General features: G+C 74.0%; 16 protein-coding genes. 6 read left to right on the top strand and 10 right to left on the bottom strand.

The annotated features are described in order from the left end of the window. Positions 1–31: 31 nt before the first annotated feature. Both ACZ6S8_RS12985 and ACZ6S8_RS12980 read left to right on the top strand, forming a co-directional pair. Entirely contained in the window at positions 32–1639 is a 1608-nt protein-coding gene (locus ACZ6S8_RS12985; protein ID WP_469455083.1) for a glycerol-3-phosphate dehydrogenase/oxidase, read from the top strand. A gap of 127 nt (positions 1640–1766) precedes the next feature. Next, complete coding sequence (locus tag ACZ6S8_RS12980; protein WP_469455082.1) at positions 1767–2756, top strand: PAC2 family protein; 990 nt, start codon at positions 1767–1769, stop codon at positions 2754–2756. Between the two features lie 321 nt (positions 2757–3077). On the opposite strand, the gene mshC is transcribed toward ACZ6S8_RS12980, so the two are convergent. The 4 genes from mshC to ACZ6S8_RS12960 form a co-directional block, all read right to left on the bottom strand. Beyond that, positions 3078–4307, bottom strand: coding sequence for a cysteine--1-D-myo-inosityl 2-amino-2-deoxy-alpha-D-glucopyranoside ligase (gene mshC, locus ACZ6S8_RS12975; RefSeq protein WP_469455081.1), 1230 nt, complete (start codon positions 4305–4307; stop codon positions 3078–3080). A gap of 110 nt (positions 4308–4417) precedes the next feature. Further along, positions 4418–5335: an SCO1664 family protein gene (locus tag ACZ6S8_RS12970; protein WP_469455079.1), complete on the bottom strand. Its 918-nt coding sequence runs from the start codon at positions 5333–5335 to the stop codon at positions 4418–4420. Then, the gene (locus ACZ6S8_RS12965) at positions 5299–5889 is read right to left on the bottom strand and encodes a DUF3090 domain-containing protein (protein WP_267722618.1); all 591 of its coding nucleotides are present in this window, start codon (positions 5887–5889) and stop codon (positions 5299–5301) included. Before ACZ6S8_RS12965 ends, ACZ6S8_RS12970 begins: the two co-directional genes overlap by 37 nt. Before the next feature lie 77 nt (positions 5890–5966). Beyond that, positions 5967–6695: a histidine phosphatase family protein gene (locus ACZ6S8_RS12960; protein WP_469455077.1), complete on the bottom strand. Its 729-nt coding sequence runs from the start codon at positions 6693–6695 to the stop codon at positions 5967–5969. A gap of 62 nt (positions 6696–6757) precedes the next feature. Here ACZ6S8_RS12960 and corA point away from each other — a divergent pair, with 62 nt between their 5' ends. Next, a complete protein-coding gene (gene corA / locus ACZ6S8_RS12955; RefSeq protein ID WP_469455075.1) occupies positions 6758–7741 on the top strand; it encodes a magnesium/cobalt transporter CorA in 984 nt (327 codons plus the stop codon). 58 nt (positions 7742–7799) lie between these two features. Here the strand turns inward: corA and ACZ6S8_RS12950 are convergent, their stop codons facing one another. Both ACZ6S8_RS12950 and ACZ6S8_RS12945 read right to left on the bottom strand, forming a co-directional pair. Beyond that, complete coding sequence (locus tag ACZ6S8_RS12950) at positions 7800–8588, bottom strand: ferritin-like domain-containing protein (protein WP_469455074.1); 789 nt, start codon at positions 8586–8588, stop codon at positions 7800–7802. Positions 8589–8812: 224 nt separating this feature from the next. Next, positions 8813–9862 carry an LLM class F420-dependent oxidoreductase gene (locus ACZ6S8_RS12945; RefSeq protein WP_267722614.1) on the bottom strand — a complete coding sequence of 350 codons (1050 nt, stop codon included), beginning with the start codon at positions 9860–9862 and terminating at the stop codon, positions 8813–8815. Positions 9863–9967: 105 nt separating this feature from the next. Between ACZ6S8_RS12945 and ACZ6S8_RS12940 the strand changes: the two genes are divergently transcribed. Together ACZ6S8_RS12940 and ACZ6S8_RS12935 are read left to right on the top strand one after the other, a co-directional pair. Next, on the top strand, positions 9968–10951 hold the full coding sequence (locus ACZ6S8_RS12940; RefSeq protein ID WP_469455073.1) for an aldo/keto reductase: 984 nt from the start codon (positions 9968–9970) through the stop codon (positions 10949–10951). Continuing rightward, positions 10948–13185 (top strand): helix-hairpin-helix domain-containing protein, encoded by a 2238-nt coding sequence (locus ACZ6S8_RS12935; RefSeq protein ID WP_469455070.1) that lies wholly within the window; start codon positions 10948–10950, stop codon positions 13183–13185. Before ACZ6S8_RS12940 ends, ACZ6S8_RS12935 begins: the two co-directional genes overlap by 4 nt. 69 nt (positions 13186–13254) lie before the next feature. Here ACZ6S8_RS12935 and ACZ6S8_RS12930 read toward each other — a convergent pair whose 3' ends face one another. Then, on the bottom strand, positions 13255–13932 hold the full coding sequence (locus ACZ6S8_RS12930) for a hypothetical protein (protein ID WP_469455069.1): 678 nt from the start codon (positions 13930–13932) through the stop codon (positions 13255–13257). A gap of 47 nt (positions 13933–13979) precedes the next feature. On the opposite strand from ACZ6S8_RS12930, the gene ACZ6S8_RS12925 reads away from it, so the two are divergent. Continuing rightward, entirely contained in the window at positions 13980–14168 is a 189-nt protein-coding gene (locus tag ACZ6S8_RS12925) for a DUF5703 family protein (RefSeq protein ID WP_031146791.1), read from the top strand. A gap of 48 nt (positions 14169–14216) precedes the next feature. On the opposite strand, the gene ACZ6S8_RS12920 is transcribed toward ACZ6S8_RS12925, so the two are convergent. The 3 genes from ACZ6S8_RS12920 to ACZ6S8_RS12910 all read right to left on the bottom strand — a co-directional run bounded on the left by ACZ6S8_RS12920 (position 14217) and on the right by ACZ6S8_RS12910 (position 16910). After that, complete coding sequence (locus ACZ6S8_RS12920; protein ID WP_469455067.1) at positions 14217–15062, bottom strand: chaplin; 846 nt, start codon at positions 15060–15062, stop codon at positions 14217–14219. A 159-nt stretch (positions 15063–15221) separates the two neighbouring features. After that, the gene (gene chpH, locus ACZ6S8_RS12915; RefSeq protein WP_383812603.1) at positions 15222–15455 is read right to left on the bottom strand and encodes a chaplin ChpH; all 234 of its coding nucleotides are present in this window, start codon (positions 15453–15455) and stop codon (positions 15222–15224) included. A gap of 129 nt (positions 15456–15584) precedes the next feature. Next, entirely contained in the window at positions 15585–16910 is a 1326-nt protein-coding gene (locus ACZ6S8_RS12910) for a M20/M25/M40 family metallo-hydrolase (protein WP_351278811.1), read from the bottom strand. Positions 16911–17060: the final 150 nt, after the last annotated feature.

Below are 17060 nucleotides of genomic sequence, written 5' to 3'. Positions count from 1 at the left end.
GCAATCGACGAGTAAGTAGGAGTCAACGGATATGAGCACCCTGCAGAGCGTTCCCACCCTGGGCACGCACCCGACCGCCGGCTCGAACGCGAGCCGCGCCGAGACCCGTGAGCAGTTGGCCAAGGCCACGTACGACCTGCTGGTCATCGGCGGTGGGATCCTGGGCACCTCGGTGGCCTGGCACGCCGCGCAGTCGGGTCTGCGGGTCGCCATGGTGGACGCCGGCGACTTCGCCGGCGCCACGTCCTCCGCCTCCTCCAAGCTCGTCCACGGAGGCCTGCGCTACCTCCAGACCGGCGCGGTCAAGCTGGTGGCCGAGAACCACCACGAGCGCCGGGTCCTCGCGAAGGACGTGGCCCCGCACCTGGTCAACCCGCTCACCTTCTACCTCCCCGTGTACAAGGGCGGTCCGGTGGGCGCGGCCAAGCTGGGTGCGGGCGTCTTCGCCTACTCCGCGCTCTCGGCCTTCGGCGACGGCATCGGCAAGGTCATCTCGCCCGCCCGCGCCGTCGCCGACAACCCGGGCCTGAAGACGGACAACCTCAAGGCCGTCGCGGTCTACTACGACCACCAGATGAACGACTCCCGGGTCGCCGTCATGACGGTCCGCGCGGCCGTCGAGTCGGGCGCCGTCGTCCTCAACCACGCCGAGGTCACCGGACTGCGCACCACGCGCGGCCGGGTCTCCGGCGCCGAGCTCAAGGACCGTCTGGACGGCACCGAGTTCGGGGTCGACGCGCGGGTCGTGCTCAACGCCACCGGCCCGTGGGTGGACCACCTGCGGCGCATGGAAGACAAGCACTCGATGCCGTCGATCCGCCTCTCCAAGGGCGCGCACATCGTCATGAAGCGCAAGTCGCCGTGGAAGGCCGCCATGGCCACCCCGATCGACAAGTACCGCATCACGTTCGCCCTCCCCTGGGAGGACCAGCTGCTGCTCGGCACCACCGACGAGGTCTACGAGGGCGACCCGGCGGACGTGCGCGCCACCGAGTCCGACATCCAGCAGATCCTGGACGAGGCGGCCTTCTCCGTGAAGGACGCGGACCTGGACCGCTCGCTGATGACGTACGCCTTCGCCGGCCTGCGGGTGCTGCCCGGCGGCCCCGGCGGCGTCGAGAAGGCCAAGCGCGAGACGGTCGTCTCCGAGGGCGCCGGCGGCATGCTGTCCGTGGCCGGCGGCAAGTGGACCACGTACCGCCACATCGGCCGCGTGGTCATGGACAAGCTGGCGAAGCTCCCGGGCAGCCCGCTGACCGAGGACATGGAGCCGGCGAAGTCGCTGGTGCGCCGGATCCCGCTGCCCGGTGTCGCCAACCCCAACGCGGTCGCGCACCGGCTGCTGGTGGACCGCGAGCCCGGCTCCCGGATGGACCCGCTGACCGCGCGCCACCTGGCCTCCCACTACGGCTCGCTGGCGTTCGACATCGCGCGCATCGCCAACGAGGACCCGGCGCTGGCCGAGCGCATCCACCCGGACGGCCCGGAGATCTGGGCCCAGGTCGCCTACGCCCGCGACAACGAGTGGGCGGAGACGGTCGACGACGTGCTGCGTCGGCGCACGACGGTGACGGTCCGCGGTCTGGACGACGCCTCCGTGCGCGCCCGGGTCGAGGCGATGCTGGGCCACAAGGCATAGCTCTCGTCCAGGTGGGGAAGAGGGGCGGTTCCGAGGGGAACCGCCCCTCCGTCGTGGGCTGTGGCCGATGTCCCTTCAAGGCTTAGGCTGACCCACGTACGCAAGGGAACTTCGGAAGGAGACCTGGGTGATCGAGCTTGAGGGCGTGCCCGAGCTGATCGACCCGGTCATGGTGGCCGCGTTCGAGGGCTGGAACGACGCGGGTGACGCCGCCTCCGGCGCGGTCGCACACCTGGACCGGGAGTGGAAGGGCGAGGTGTTCGCGGCGCTCGACGCCGAGGACTACTACGACTTCCAGGTCAACCGGCCGACGGTCTGGCTGGACAACGGGGTACGGAAGATCACCTGGCCGACGACACGGCTGTCGGTGGTCCGCATCGGCGGCGCGAAGCCGCGCGACCTGGTGCTCGTACGGGGCATCGAACCGTCCATGCGGTGGCGCTCGTTCTGCAACGAGATCCTCGGCTTCGCCCACGAACTGGGCGTGGAGATGGTGGTCATCCTGGGGGCGCTGCTCGGAGACACGCCGCACACGCGGCCGGTGCCGGTGAGCGGGGTCACCTCGGACGCGGACCTGGCCCGGACGATGGACCTGGAGGAGACGAAGTACGAGGGCCCGACGGGCATCGTGGGCATCCTCCAGGAGGCGTGCACGCACGCGGGGGTCCCGGCGGTGTCGCTGTGGGCGGCGGTGCCGCACTACGTGTCGCAGCCGCCCAACCCGAAGGCGACACTGGCCCTGCTGAACCGGCTGGAGGACCTGATCGACATCCGGATCCCGCTGGGCGAACTGCCGGAGGACGCCCGGGCGTGGCAGCTGGGCGTGGACCAACTGGCGGCCGAGGACAGCGAGGTGGCGGAGTACGTCCAGACGCTGGAGGAGGCGCGGGACACCGCCGACCTGCCCGAGGCGTCCGGTGACGCCATCGCCCGGGAGTTCGAGCGCTACCTGAGGCGGCGTGACCCGTCCGCGGCCGCGGAGCCGGGGGACGCGACGTACCTGCGGGACCCGTCCAGCGGGCTCCCCCGGGCGCCGAAGCGCAAGCCGGAGGTGACCGGGGAGGAGCCCCCGCCGCCCGCCGCAGCCCCGGAGGAGGAGCCGCCCCCGGAGCCCTAGCCGAGGGCGCGCCGGGGCCGCGTGCGGCTCCGTGCGGCAGGACGCAGAACGCCGGCGGGGGGGGGCCCGGGGCGGGGGGGGGGGCCGCCCCCCCCGGCGGGGGGGGGGGCCCCCCCCCCGGGGGGGGCCGCGCCCCGGCGGGCCGGGCCGGGCCCCGGCGCGCCCACCGGCCCGACCGCCCCGCCCGGCGGGGGGGCGCGCGGCGGCGCGGGGGCGGGGCCCCCCCCCCCCGCCGGCGTGTCGGGTCGCCTCGCCCGAGGGCGCGTCACCCGAGGGCGCGTCACCCGAGGGCGGGGCCCCCGGGCACACGGCTCCGGACGGTTACAGGGCCACGCCGAGCAGGGCGTCGACGGTACGGGAGACCAGGCCCGGGGCGGACTCGTCGTCGCCGCCCGCGGCCAGCTGGAGCTCCACCCAGCGGTCTACGGCGGCCAGCGCCGCCGGGGCGTCCAGATCGGCGGAGAGGGCCGCACGGACCTCTTCCACCAGGGCGTCCGCGGCAAGCCCGTCCGGCCGGGACACGGCCGCGCGCCAGCGCTCCAGGCGGGCCACCGCCTCGGCGAGCACCGCGTCCGTCCACTCCCAGTCGGCCCGGTAGTGGTGCGACAGGAGCGCGAGGCGGATCGCCGCCGGGTCGACGCCGGACCGCCGCAGCGCGGAGACGAAGACCAGGTTGCCCCGGGACTTCGACATCTTCTCGCCGTGCAGGGCGACCATGCCGGCGTGGACGTACGCCTTGGCCATCGGGAACTCGCCCGTCAGCACCTGCGCGTGCGAGGCGCCCATCTCGTGGTGCGGGAACACCAGGTCGGAACCGCCGCCCTGGATGTCGAAGCCCATGCCCAGGTGGTCCAGGGCGATGGCGACGCACTCGATGTGCCAGCCCGGACGGCCGCGGCCCAGCGAGCCGCCGTCCCAGCTGGGCTCGCCCGGGCGGGCGGCCATCCACAGCATCGGGTCGAGCGGGTTCTTCTTCCCCGGCCGCTCCGGGTCGCCGCCGCGCTCGGCGGACAGCAGCCGCATCGCCTCGGCGTCGAGGTGCGAGACCCCGCCGAAGTGGGGGTCGGACTCCACGGAGAAGTAGACGTCGCCGTCCAGGTCGTAGGCGGCGCCCGCGTCGCGCAGCCGCTCGACCAGCGGCACGATGCCGGGTATGGCCTCGACGGCTCCGATGTAGTGCTGCGGCGGCAGCATGCGCAGGGCGGTCATGTCCTCGCGGAAGAGCGCGGTCTCGCGCTCGGCCAGCTCGGTCCAGTCGTGGCCGTCGCGCTGGGCCCGCTCCAGGAGCGGGTCGTCCACGTCCGTGACGTTCTGGACGTAGTGGACCTGCCTCTTGGTGTCGAGCCACACGCGCTGCACGAGGTCGAACGCGTTGTAGGTCGCCGCGTGACCGATGTGGGTCGCGTCGTACGGCGTGATGCCGCAGACGTAGATTCGGGCGACGGGACCGGGGGCGAGGGTGATCGTCCCCTGGGTCGCGGTGTCGTGGATCTGGAGGTCGCGGCCCTTGCCAGGCAGGGCGGGGACCTCAGAAGCGGGCCAGGCATGCATGGCACGAGCGTAACCGGACGGATGTTCCCGAAACGAACCGGACCAGCACGGTTGTCTTGATCGACTCTCTTGCGGTCTGGCCGATTCTGTGCGTATCGAGACTGGCCGGATCAGACCGGTGGCCAGGGGATCGCCGGCCACTGCCCCGACGGTTTCGGGTGGGTGCCGGTGCGCAGCAGCTGCTCCACCCGGTCCCGTACGGCGGCCAGCTCGGCCTCCGTGACCAGTTCCGCCAGCCGGGTGGCGAGCGGCGCCCCGTCGGCCAGTTGCGCGCGGAGCGAACCGAGGACCTCGCGGGCCTCGTCCGTCAGCGGCTCCCCCGCCCACCCCCACAGGAGGGTGCGCAGCTTGTCCTCGGTGTGGAAGGTCACGCCGTGGTCGATGCCGTAGAGGCGTCCGTCGGACGTGGGCAGCAGGTGGCCGCCCTTGCGGTCGCCGTTGTTGATGACGGCGTCGAGGACGGCCATGCGGCGCAGCCGCGGGTCGTCGGCGTGCACGAGCAGGGCGGTGCGGCCCTCGCCGACCTCGGCCAGGGCGACGGGCTTCCAGCCCTCCGCCGCCTCCTCGCCCTCGACGAGCGCAAGGAGCCCGCTGCCCGGGCCGCCGTCCGCGATCCCGTCACCGTCGCCCTTCGCGTCCGGGTCAGCGTCCGGGTCGGGGTCGGGGTCGGGGTCGGGGTCGGGATCGGGCGATTCGATCCAGCGCTGGACCATGCCCTCGCCGTACGGCCCGTCGCGCAGGACGGTCTCCGGTACGAGGCCCCATCCGGTGGCCTCGGAGACCAGGTAGGCGGCGACCTCGCGGCGGGCGAGGTTCCCGTCGGGGAAGTCCCAGAGCGGCCGCTCCCCCTTGACCGGTTTGTACACGCAGTCGGCGGCGGCGCCCTCGTACGCGACCGTGCACAGCAGGACGGCGTTGGACGCCTCCCGGATGCGGCCGACGACGGTCAGCTCGCCCAGGGCGAGCAGGTCCTCGTGTTCCCCCGTGGTGCTCACGCCTGGCGCCGGTAGCCGTTCTGGCGCGGGCACACGTGCCCCTCCGGGTCCAGCGGCAGGCTGCACAGCGGGCAGGGCGGGCGCCCGGCGTTGACCACGTCCAGGGCCCGCTTGGCGAAGGCCCGGGCCTGGGCGCCGCTGAGGCGGACCCGCAGCATGGGCGGGCCGTTCTCCTCGTCCTGGAGCAGCCGCTCCTCGGCCTCGGCGAGGTCCTCGTCGGAGTCCGCCTCCACCTCCACCAGGGCCTGCGCCTCGACGATCATCCGCTGCTCCTCGCCGTCCCAGGCCAGGGCCATGGTGCCGACGCGGAACTCCTCGTCGACGGGGACGTCCAGGGGCGCGGTGTCGGAGGCCTCGGCGGGGGCCACGGCCGGGACCGGGGCGTTGCCCCCGGTGCGCCGCACGACCTCGTCCAGCAGCTCGTCCATCCGCTCGGCCAGCGCCGCGACCTGGGTCTTCTCCAGGGAGACGCTGGTGACGCGGGGGCCGGAGGAGGCCTGCAGGAAGAACGTACGGCGTCCCGGGAGGCCGACCGTGCCGGCCACGAAGCGGTCCGGGGGGTCGTAGAGGAACACCTGACGGGGCACGTCCAGTCTCCAAGTCTCGGCGGCGGGGGCAGTCCTGCGCCCCAGTGTGGGCCCGACCACCCTACTGCGCCGTTCGATCACACGGCGCCCGCACCGCCCCCCACGACGGCGTCGTCGCCGTGCGCGGTGCGCCGGTCCGCGGCCCCGGGCTCCTCGGCCTCGTCGGAGGCCGGGCGCGGCACGAGCGCGCCGAGGTCCCCGGTGTCCCCGAGCCGGAACACGTACGGCCGGATCGGGGTGTACCGGATCGCGGTCACCGAGCAGGGGTCGACGTGGATGCGCTGGAAGAGGTCCAGGTGCATGCCCAGGGCGTCGGCCACGAGGGACTTGATGATGTCGCCGTGCGAGCACATCAGGAAGACGGCGTCGCTCCCGTGCTCCTCCTCGATCCGCGCGTTCCACTCCCGTACGGCGTCCACCGCGCGGGCCTGCATGGCGCGCATGGACTCCCCTCCGGGGAAGGAGGCGGCCGAGGGATGCTGCTGGACGATCTTCATCAGCGGTTCGTCGGACAGCTCGGAGAGCTTGCGGCCGGACCAGTCCCCGTAGTGGCACTCGCCGATCCGCTCGTCGGTGTGCGGCTCCAGCCCCGGCCGGGCGGCCAGCAGCGGGGCGAGCGTCTCCCGGCAGCGTTGCAGCGGGCTGGTGACGACGGCGGCGAGCGGCACCCCCTCCAGCCGCCCGGGCAGCGCGGCGGCCTGCTCGGCGCCGCGCTCGTCGAGCGCCACTCCCGGGGTCCATCCGGCGAGCAGTCCGGCGGTGTTGGCGGTGGACCGCCCGTGTCGTACGAGGATCAGCGTGGCCATGGCGCAAGGGTAAGCGGTGCCGCCGGTGTGCGGGCGGGCCGCCGGCAGGGAACAATGCCCGGGTGATTGTGGACTGCGCGATGTACCGGAACGGCCGTCGGTCCGAGGCTCCCCAGGACTTCTCCGACGCCCTCGACGAGGCGCGGGCGAGCGGCGACTCCTTCCTCTGGGTCGGGATGCACGAGCCGTCGGAGAAGGAGTTCGACCACGTCCGCAAGGAGTTCGGGCTGCACCCGCTCGCGGTGGAGGACGCGCTGACCGCCCACCAGCGGCCGAAGCTGGAGGTCTACGACGACTCGCTGTTCGTGGTCCTCAAGCCGGTGCAGTACGACGAGGCCTCCGACACCGTCACCGCGGACGAGCTGATGGTGTTCATCGGCGACTGCTTCGTCGTCACCGTCCGGCACGGCGAGGGCGCCCCGCTGGCCGCCGTGCGGCACCGGCTGGAGCAGGAGCCGCAGGTACTGCGGCACGGCCCGACGGCGGTGCTGTACGCGGTGTCCGACGCCGTGGTGGACCACTACATCGAGGTGGCGGCCGAGCTCCAGGCGGACCTGGAGGAGCTGGAGGCGGAGGTCTTCGCCCCGAACGCCTCGGACACCAAGAACACCGCCGCCCGGATCTACGGGTTCAAGCGGCAGGTGCTGGAGTTCCGCCGGGCGACGAGCCCGCTGCTCCAGCCGATGGACCGGCTCGCCTTCGGGGGCGTGCCGTTCGTCCACGAGCACGCGCAGCCGTTCTTCCGGGACGTGGCCGACCACCTGACCAAGGCGAACGAGTACATCGAGGGGCTGGACCGGCTGCTGTCGGACGCGCTCGCGGCGCACCTGGCCCAGATGGGCGTCCGGCAGAACGACGACATGCGCAAGATCTCGGCCTGGGCGGCGATGGCGGCGGTTCCGACGATGGTGGCCGGGATCTACGGGATGAACTTCGACCACATGCCGGAGCTCCGGCACACCTGGGGCTATCCGGCGGTGCTCGTGCTGATGGCGGTCCTGTGCCTGGGCCTGCACCGGACGTTCAAGCGCCGCGGCTGGCTGTAGCCCGCCGCTCCGTAACCCGCCGGTCCCGCGGTACGGGCGCGGCGGGCGCGGGGCGCCGTTACGCGAACTCGGGCGCCGGGGTCGGGGCGCCGCCCAGGGCGTCGCGCCGCTCGGGCATGCGCAGCCGCACCATGCGGTGCCAGCCGCTGAACCGCTCGTACGCGTGCACCCCGCGGATCCCGGCGGCGAGGGCGGCCCCCTTGGGCGCGGACCAGCCCAGCAGCCGTCCCATGTGGTCCATGACCGCCAGGCTCACGTCCCGGTAGACGCCGATCTCGGCGAGCGCGCTCTCGCGGAGCACCCGGTGGATGGTCCGGCCGTGGCCCGCGCGGGCCAGGCGCAGCAGTTCCTCGTGGCAGTAGGCGAGGTGGTTGTCCTCGTCGGCGCTGATCATGCGGATGGCCCGGCCGACCTCGGGGTCGTCGCCGAAGTACCGCACGAGCATGACCATCTGGTCGGCGGCGCGCTGCTCGGTGACGCGGCTGTGCGCGAGGTAGACGAGGACGTCCTCCTCGGTCAGCGGCTCCTCGCGGCGGAGCTTGTCGTGGGCCAGGCCGATGCCGCGCCGCTCCAGCAGCATCGTGTAGTCGGTCTCGGGCGGGACGGGCACCGGCGCAAGTCCGCGCTTGCGGAGCAGGGCGTTGAAGATCCGCCCGTGCTTGTCCTCGTCGGCGCCGTGCCGGGTGATCTTGGGCACGAGGTCGCGCATGCCGTCGGGCACCAGCGCGGCGATGCGGGCGTTCTCCCAGCCTCCCTGGGACTCCCCGCTGGCGGCGATGGAGCAGAACAGCTGGAAGGCGTCGTCGTGGTCGACGATCTCCTGGAACAGGCTGCGGGCAGAGAGCATGCACCGAGTCAAACGCCGCTGCCCGGGGCGGGCAACCGATAGGTCGCACTACTCGTCCGAATGAACGAACCGGGACGTCGGGTCCCGACGCGTAACCCCGCGGGCTCCCGGCGCGTTGTTGGCGGTGTCGGCCGTGGCGGGGAAGACCCCCCGAGCCCCCACCACGGCCGCAGACCTCTCCTCCCGGACGCCGCCCCCGCCCGCCCGGGGCCGCGTCCCGGGCCCTACGCCAGTCCGGCGAGCTCCATGGCCTCGGTACCGGCGCGCAGGGCGGCCAGGCGCTCCTCGCGGGTGAAGCCGGCCGGCGCGAGCGTGAGGGTGGTGACCCCGGCCTCCGCGTAGGCCCGCATCCCGTCCGCGATCCGCTCCACCGGACCGAGCAGGGCGGTCGAGTCGATCAGCGAGTGCGGGACGGCCGCGGCCGCGCCCGTCTTGTCGCCGGCCAGGTACTTGTCCTGGATCTCCGCGGCTTCCTTCTCGTAGCCCATGCGCTGGGCCAGCTGGTTGTAGAAGTTCTGCTTCCGGCTGCCCATGCCGCCGACGTACAGGGCGGTGTACGGGCGGAACACGTCGGCGAGGGCGTGCACGTCGTCGCCGAGGGCCAGCGGCACGGTCGGGCAGACGTCGAATCCGTCCATGGTGAGCCCGGCCTTCTCGCGGCCCGCCCGGATGTGGGTGAGCGCGGTGGACTCCAGGTGCTCGGCGGCCGGGAAGATCAGCAGCGCGCCGTCGGCGATCTCGCCGGTCTGCTCCAGGTTCTTCGGCCCGATGGCGGCGATGTAGAGCGGGATGTGCTCGCGCTCGGGGTGCACGGTCAGCTTGAGCGGCTTGCCGGGGCCGCCGGGCAGCGGCAGGGTCCAGTGCTCGCCCTCGTAGGAGAGGCGCTCGCGGGTCATCGCCTTGCGGACGATCTCCACGTACTCCCGGGTCCGGGCGAGGGGCTTGTCGAACTTGACGCCGTACCACCCCTCGGAGACCTGCGGCCCGGAGACGCCGAGGCCGAGGCGGAAGCGGCCCCCGGTGAGGGAGTCGAGGGTGGCCGCCGTCATGGCGGTCATCGCCGGCTGGCGGGCCGGGATCTGGAGGATCGCCGAGCCGACGTCGATGCGCTCGGTCTGGGCGGCGACCCAGGCGAGCACGGTGGGGGCGTCGGAGCCGTAGGCCTCCGCGGCCCAGCAGACGTCGTAGCCGAGCCGGTCGGCCTCCTGGGCGACGGCGAGGTTGTCGGCGTCCATGCCCGCACCCCAGTAGCCGAGATTGATGCCGAGCCGCATGTCGTCCCCTTACGCAGTACCGGTGTACCCATGAGTAACGTGGGTCTGCGGGGACTGTAGCGCGCCCGGCTCCGCGGCGGCAGTGCCCCAGTAGTCTCAGCGCTCATGGAGCAGAGGCATCTCGGCCGCACCGGACTGCGCGTCTCCCGGATCGGCCTCGGCACCCTGACCTGGGGCCGCGACACCGGCGGGGAAGCCGCCGCCGAGCAGGTGAAGACCTTCTGGGACGCGGGCGGCACCCTCGTCGACACCGCCGACGTGTACGGGGACGGGGAGGCGGAGTACCTCCTCGGACAGCTCGTCGGGGGGCTCGTCCCCCGCCGGGACCTGGTGATCGCCACGAAGGCCGGCAGCGTGCCGCATCCGGACCGGCGGTTCGACGGCTCGCGCGGGCACCTGCTGGCCGCCCTCGACGCCTCCCTGGACCGGCTCGGCACCGACTACGTGGACCTCTGGCAGATCCACGCCTTCGACCCGGCGACCCCGCTGGAGGAGACCCTGCAGGCCCTGGACCTGGCCGTGAGCAGCGGCCGGGCCCGGTACGCGGGCGTGGCGGGATTCTGCGGCTGGCAGCTCGCGAAGGCGGCGACCTGGCAGCTCGCGGCCCCGGGCACCCGGACCCGGCTCGCCTCCGCCCAGATGGAGTACTCCCTGCTCCAGCGCGGCGTGGAGCGGGAGGTGCTGCCGGCCGCGCTCGACCTCGGCATCGGCCTGCTGCCCTCCTCCCCGCTGGGGCGCGGCGTCCTGACGGCCAAGTACCGCGCCGGCACCCCCGCGGACTCCCGGGGCGCGTCGGAGGCCCTGGCCGCGCTGGTGGAGCCGTACCTGGACGACGCGGCGGGCCGGATCGTGGACGCGGTCGTCACCGCCGCCCAGGGGCTCGGAGTGACACCGCTCCAGGTCGCGCTGGCCTGGCTCCGGGACCGGCCCGGGGTGGTCGCGCCGATCGTCGGCGCGCGGACCGCGGAGCAGCTCGCGGCGGCGCTGTCGGTGGAGGCCCTTAGTCTTCCGGTGGAGATCTGCCGGGCGCTGGACGACGTTTCGGCGCCCGTGCACCGCTATCCCGACCAGGACTGGAGCACGCTGTGAGCACGGACCCCGCCACGGAAACCCCCGAGGAGCCCGCCGACGGCACCGTCGGCCCGGAGGGTCCCACGGCATCCGAGCCCGCCCCGCCGGACCCCGGCGGAGCCTCCGGGGAGGCGGCCGCGGAACCGGAGGAGGCCGCGGACGGCGGGGGTTCCGCCGCCGCGGACACCGACGCCGAGGGTTCCGCCGACGGCGACGCGGACACCGACGCCGACGTCGAGGCCCCTGCGGAGCCCGCGGCGGACGCGGCGGGCACGGAACCCGCGCCGGACGCGGCCGCCGCTCCCGGGCTGAGCGAGGCGCAGGCCGAGCTGGCCGCGCAGAAGGTCGAGCGGGAGCGCATCGCGCGCCGCAAGGCCGAACGGGAGGCCCCCGTCGACGCCGGGGCGAAGCTCAGCGGCCGGGCCGCCGACCTGCTGGCGGCCGTACGGGCCGTGGAGAGCGGGGCCGAGGCGCCCGCCGTGTACTTCGACGAGGCCCCCGCGGCGCCGCGGAAGGCGGCCCCCGCTCCCCCGGCGCCGCGCACGCCGGTGCCCGCGGCCGCCCCCGCGGCGGCCCCGCAGGCGTCCGCCCGGGCCGTGGACGCCGTACGGGCGGTCCTGGTCCGCGGCAGTGCCCCGGAGGACCTCGCGGCCCCGGTCGCGGCGGCCTTGGGCGACGACGCGGCGCAGGAGCTGACCGAGGACCCCTGGCGGCTCCTGGCCGTGCCCGCGGTGCGCCCGAGCCAGGCGGACGGCTTCGCCCGGGCCCTGCTGGGCCCCGAAGCCGGTCCCGGGGACGAGCGCCGCACCGCGGCGCTGCTGGGCTGGCTGCTGGTGCAGGCGGGGCTCAAGGGGCACACCGCGCTGGAGGCCCCGGTCCTGGAGAAGGCCTTGGCCCAGTACGGCGTCCCGGAGCCCGCCGGGGCCCTCGCCGCGTCGGTCGCCGACGGCTCGGTCCTGGTGTTCCACGAACCGCTGGGCCCGCCGCCGGTGGAGGAGGACGCGGAACAGCCGGTACGCGTCCTCGTGGGCCTGGAGGGTGCCGCGATGGCCGAGGAGAGCCTGGCCGACGGCCTGGCCCGCATCGCCAGCGCCCTCGACGGCCCGGCGGACTGGGAGGGCGCCGCCACCGGACCGGGCGCCGAGCTGATCCGCGCGGTCGCGGCGAACGGCGTGGTCGCCCACACGGGCGGCTGGGCGGCCCGCGCGGAACCGCTCGCGCTGCTGGCGGCCGCCCGGGAACTGGGGCTGCGCGCCTGCCTGGCCGCGCACGCACCCGGCGGCCCGGACTCGGTGACCGTGGCCGGGCTGCTGGCGGGCGCGGAGGGGCCCGGGCGGGATGCCGACGGGCAGTTCGCGCTGGATCTGCTCGTGGTGCTGGACGCGCCGCAGCTGGACGTCGAGACGGCGGCCGCGCTGGTGGAGTCCGTCCCGGACGGGGCCCGGCTGGTGCTGTCCGGCGACCCCTGCGTCCTCGGGTCCGCCGGGGCCGGGCGGGTCTTCGCCGATGTGCTGGCGGCCCGTACCTGCCCCGTGCTGGTCTCCCGCACCCCCGACCCGGGCCCGGTCGGCGAGCTGGTCTCGGGCATCGGGATCGGGGAGCTCTACCAGGTCGAGGCCCCCGGCAAGGAGGTCGTCATCGTCCCGGTGCGGGACGCCGGCGAGGCCGTGCACCGCACGGTGCAGCTGGTGGCCGAGTCCGTGCCGCGGGCGTTCGGCATCCCGGGGGACGGCGTGCAGGTGATCACCCCGGGCCACGGCGGCGCGGCGGGGACCCGGGCGCTGAACGCGGCGCTGAAGGAGCGGCTGAACCCCGGCCCCGGCCGGTTCGGCGGCTTCGACCCCGGCGACCGCGTCGTGCACGTGCCCACGCCCGGGCGGGCCCTGCCGGCGCGGGTGGTGTCGGCCGACGCGGAGGGACTGCACCTGGACCGCGCGGGCGTGCGGGTGGTCGTACCGAAGGAGCTGGTGGAGGCGCAGGTGCGGCACGGCTGGGCGGTGACGGCGCACCAGGCCGTCGGGACGCGCTGGCCGGCGGCGGTCGTCGTGCTGCCCGGCGACGCGGCGGAGGCCCTGTCGCGGGACTGGGTGTACACGGCGTTCGGGCGGGCCGAGCGGCACCTGTCGGTGGTGCACGGCGTCGACCAGGCGCTGCCGCGGGCGGTGGCGGAGGTCCTGCCGAAACCGCGTACGACCCGGCTGACGGGCCTGCTGACCGCGCTGGCGGTGTCGGCGCGGGAGCAGCCGCAGTAGCCGCGTAGCCGTGCGGCGACCGGTACGCCGTGGCCCCCGCCCCGCGGGGCGGGGGCCACGGCGGCCGGGTCAGGCCGGGGTCAGCCCCGGCTCGGCCGCTTCGTCCTCACGGTCGTCCTCGGGCCCGTCCTCGTCGTCGAACTCGTCGCTCTCCTCGTCGAAGACGGAGCTGACGTCGAACCGGTGCAGGACGTCCTCCGGACCGGTGTGCTCGAAGGGCGAGTTGAGCCACTCCCCCGGTTCGGCCACCTCCTCCGAGGCCGCGACCCAGAGGGTGGAGTCGCCCTCCTCCAGACCGAACTCCTTGTAGCGGGAGGCGATCTCGTCGGGCTCGTACTCCCCGAAGAGCACGCCCAGCGCCCCCGCGGTACCGCCGTCGTTCACGAGCTCGGCATCGCGGTCGTGCGCCGCGACACGCTCGGCCTGCGCGATCAGCCTCTGCGGCTCGACCACGGCGTAGTCCCGGCGGATGAGCACGCTGAAGGCGGCCGGGTCGGCGGGGCCGGCGTACGGCACGCCGTCCTCGGGCGTGGGGATCTCGAAGGGGGTGACCTCGTCGTAGCGGTCGTAGAGGAGTTCGTCGTACTCCTCGGCGGCGGCGGCGAGTTCGTTGAACGCGGCGTAGACGTCCGGGTCCTCGTCCCCGGTCCTGCGCTCGACCGCGGCGAGGTGACGGTCGAGTGCGGCCTTGACCGCCTCGGCGGCGGCGCGTACCTCGGCAACAGTGGGCAGAGCGGCATCAGACATGGAGTAGACGCTATCCGTAGCAGGGCTCTGCCCGCACAATAGATGCGATGCCGGAATACGAATTCGTCGACGTGTACGTACCCCGCGGCGTCCCTCGCAAGGAGGCGACCCGCCTGTTGACCGATCATGCCGAGTACGGGAACTGGGAACTCGACCGCCTGACCCTGCACCGGGACGGCAGCCGCCGCGTGCGACTGCGCCGCCGGATCATCCGCCAGGTCCGCGCGACCTGGTGACGCCGGTGACGCGGGCCCCGGGGGGGGGGCCCGCGTCACCGGCGGACTTCACGCCGCGTTGCGGGAGCGCCGGTAGAGCAGGGTGCCGGCCAGCAGCAGACCGCCCGCGAGCGGGAGACCGGCGGTGAGGGCGCTGCCCGCGCCGGTCGCGGCGAGCCCGGGCGTCTCACCGGTACCGGTACCCGTGCCCGTCCCCGGACCGGGGTGCGTGACGGGGGTGACCGAACCGGGACCGGGGTTGCCGGGGGTACCGGTGCCGGGGGTGCCGGGCGTACCCGGGGTGCCGGTGCCGGGGTTGCCCGGCGTGCCGGGAGTGCCGGGAGTGCCGGTGCCCGGATTCTCGGAACCGGGGGTGCCGGGCGTACCCGGAGTGCCGGTGCCGGGGTTGCCCGGCGTACCCGGAGTGCCCGGGTTCTCCGAGCCCGGGGTGCCGGGCGTACCCGGATTCCCGGGGTTCTCGGAGCCGGGGGTGCCGGGCGTACCCGGGTTGCCCGGGTTCTCGGAACCAGGATTGCCCGGCGTACCGGGGTTGCCCGGGTGTTCCGGGTGGTCGTCGCACGGCTCGTCGTCCCCGCCGCCGGGGTGACCCGGGTGGCCGGGGTGGCCGGGGTGGCCCGGGTGATCCGGGCGGGTCGGCTTGCCCGGGAGGTTGGCGCAGCGGTTCCCGAAGGCCGGGTTGAGGGCCCCCACCACCGTCACCGTGTTGCCGCAGGCGTTCACCGGCGCGTCCACGGGCGCCTGCAGCTGGTTCCCGGACAGCAGTCCCGGCGAGTTCGCCGCCTTCCCCGATGCCCCGGCGTCCGCGTGCGCGTATCCCCCGCCGAGGGCGAGGACACCCCCCGCGGCCGCCATGGTGATCAGGGTCTTCCTGGTGACCTGTGCCGGTCGTCGCATCTGTACTCGTCCCCTGGTGTGTACGTGTTCGGGCGCGGCCCAGGCGGCCCGGCCGTACAGGTTCCCCCGCCGACCCGCCGAAGACCGTGGAACCGGGCCGGAAAGCCCGGCGGCCCCGGAACGCTGGAATGCGTTCCGGGGCCCGGTGGTTCAGACGCGTCAGGCGTTGACGCAGGTGTTGCCGAAGGCCGGGTTCAGCAGGCCGATCACGGAGATCGTGTTGCCGCAGACGTTCACGGGAACGTGAACCGGAACCTGGACGACGTTGCCGGACAGGACACCGGGGGACCCGATGGCCGCACCCTGGGCACCCGCGTCGGCGACGGCCAGACCCGCACCCGCGAGAACGAGGCCACCAGTGGCAGCCGCAGCGGCTACAACCTTCTTGATCATTGTTCCTCCTAGTAGGCAATGCGGTCCCAGCCGCGGACCGCACCACCTGTAACGAGGAGGGATCACCAGGGCTACGAGCGTATGAGCGCATTCACTCTTCTCAGTGGAATGCGCACACCTCTGCGAATCTCAGGCGTTGTCGATGAATCGGTCGAGCACCCGCACGCCGAACTTCAGCCCGTCGACCGGCACCCGCTCGTCCACGCCGTGGAACATCCCGGCGAAGTCCAGCTCCGGCGGGAGCTGCAGCGGCGCGAAGCCGAAGCAGCGGATGCCGAGGTCGTCGAAGGACTTCGCGTCCGTACCGCCCGACAGCATGTACGGCACCGCCCGCGCGATGGGGTCCTCGGCCCGCAGCGCGCCCTGCATGGCGTCGACGAGCCGGCCGTCGAAGTCCGTCTCCAGCGCCTTGTCCCCGTGCACGTCCTCCCGCTTCACCCGCGGCCCGAGGATGCGGTCGAGGTCGGCGAAGAACTCGTCCTCGTACCCGGGCAGGAAGCGGCCGTCCACGTGGGCCGTGGCCTGGCCGGGGATCACGTTGACCTTGTAGCCGGCGCCGAGCATCGTCGGGGCGGCCGAGTTGCGCAGCGTGGCGCCGACCATCTTGGCGATGCCGCCCAGCTTGGCGAGCGTGGCGTCCATGTTGTCGGGGTCCAGCGGGGTGCCGAGCGCGTCGGACAGCTCGTCGAGGAACGACCGTACGGTCTTGGTCACCCGCACCGGCCACTGGTGGCGGCCGAGGCGGCCCACGGCCTCGCACAGCTCCGTGATGGCGTTGTCGTTGTTGGTCATGGATCCGTGCCCGGCGGTGCCCTCCACCGTCAGGCGCATCCAGTGCATGCCCTTCTGGGCGGTCTCCACCAGGTAGAGGCGCAGGTTCTCGTTGACGGTGAAGGAGAAACCGCCGACCTCGCCGATCGCCTCGGTGACGCCCTCGAACAGCCCCGGGTGCTTGTCGACGAGGTGCCGGGCCCCGTAGATCCCGCCGGCCTCCTCGTCGGCGAGGAAGGCCAGGACGATGTCGCGCGGGGGCTTGCGCCCGCTGCGCATCCGGTCGCGCACGACGGCCAGCGTCATCGCGTCCATGTCCTTCATGTCGACGGCGCCGCGGCCCCACAGGCAGCCGTCGGCGATCTCGCCCGCGAAGGGGTCGTAGGTCCAGTCGGCGGCGTTGGCCGGGACCACGTCGGTGTGCCCGTGGATCAGCAGGGCGGGCCGCGACGGGTCCTCGCCCTCGATCCGGGCCACCGTGGAGGCGCGCCCCTTGTGCGACTCGAAGATCTGCGGCTCCAGCCCGACCTCCGCGAGCTGCTCGGCGACCCACTCGGCCGCCTTGCGCTCGCCCGGGCCCGAGTGGTCCCCGTAGTTGCTGGTGTCGATCCGGATGAGGTCCCGGCAGAGGTCCACCACCTCGTCCTCGCCGGAGACGGTCCTGCCCGCGCTCGACTCGCTCACGCTGTTCCTCCCACTGATCGGTACCGGACTGCCTCCCATCCTCGCCCCGCCGGACCGTTCTCCCCAAGGGCGATCCCGGCCGCCGGGGGGTGTGATCGAGGACCCCGGAATGTTTGGTAATGTTTTCCACGTCGGAACGGCCCGCGAGGG

The organism is Streptomyces sp. NPDC048461, assembly GCF_055587105.1.
The sequence above is the reverse complement of the archived record's forward strand: the minus strand, read 5'-3'. Positions and strand labels throughout refer to the sequence as shown.

Coding starts and splice junctions, on each gene's coding strand:
- ACZ6S8_RS12985 (WP_469455083.1), top strand. CDS start 32: ATGAGCACCCTGCAGAGCGTTCCCACCCTGGGCACGCACCCGACCGCC.
- mshC (WP_469455081.1), bottom strand. CDS start 4,307: ATGCATGCCTGGCCCGCTTCTGAGGTCCCCGCCCTGCCTGGCAAGGGC.
- ACZ6S8_RS12960 (WP_469455077.1), bottom strand. CDS start 6,695: ATGGCCACGCTGATCCTCGTACGACACGGGCGGTCCACCGCCAACACC.
- ACZ6S8_RS12950 (WP_469455074.1), bottom strand. CDS start 8,588: ATGCTCTCTGCCCGCAGCCTGTTCCAGGAGATCGTCGACCACGACGAC.
- ACZ6S8_RS12945 (WP_267722614.1), bottom strand. CDS start 9,862: ATGCGGCTCGGCATCAATCTCGGCTACTGGGGTGCGGGCATGGACGCC.
- ACZ6S8_RS12940 (WP_469455073.1), top strand. CDS start 9,968: ATGGAGCAGAGGCATCTCGGCCGCACCGGACTGCGCGTCTCCCGGATC.
- ACZ6S8_RS12930 (WP_469455069.1), bottom strand. CDS start 13,932: ATGTCTGATGCCGCTCTGCCCACTGTTGCCGAGGTACGCGCCGCCGCC.
- ACZ6S8_RS12925 (WP_031146791.1), top strand. CDS start 13,980: ATGCCGGAATACGAATTCGTCGACGTGTACGTACCCCGCGGCGTCCCT.
- ACZ6S8_RS12920 (WP_469455067.1), bottom strand. CDS start 15,062: ATGCGACGACCGGCACAGGTCACCAGGAAGACCCTGATCACCATGGCG.
- chpH (WP_383812603.1), bottom strand. CDS start 15,455: ATGATCAAGAAGGTTGTAGCCGCTGCGGCTGCCACTGGTGGCCTCGTT.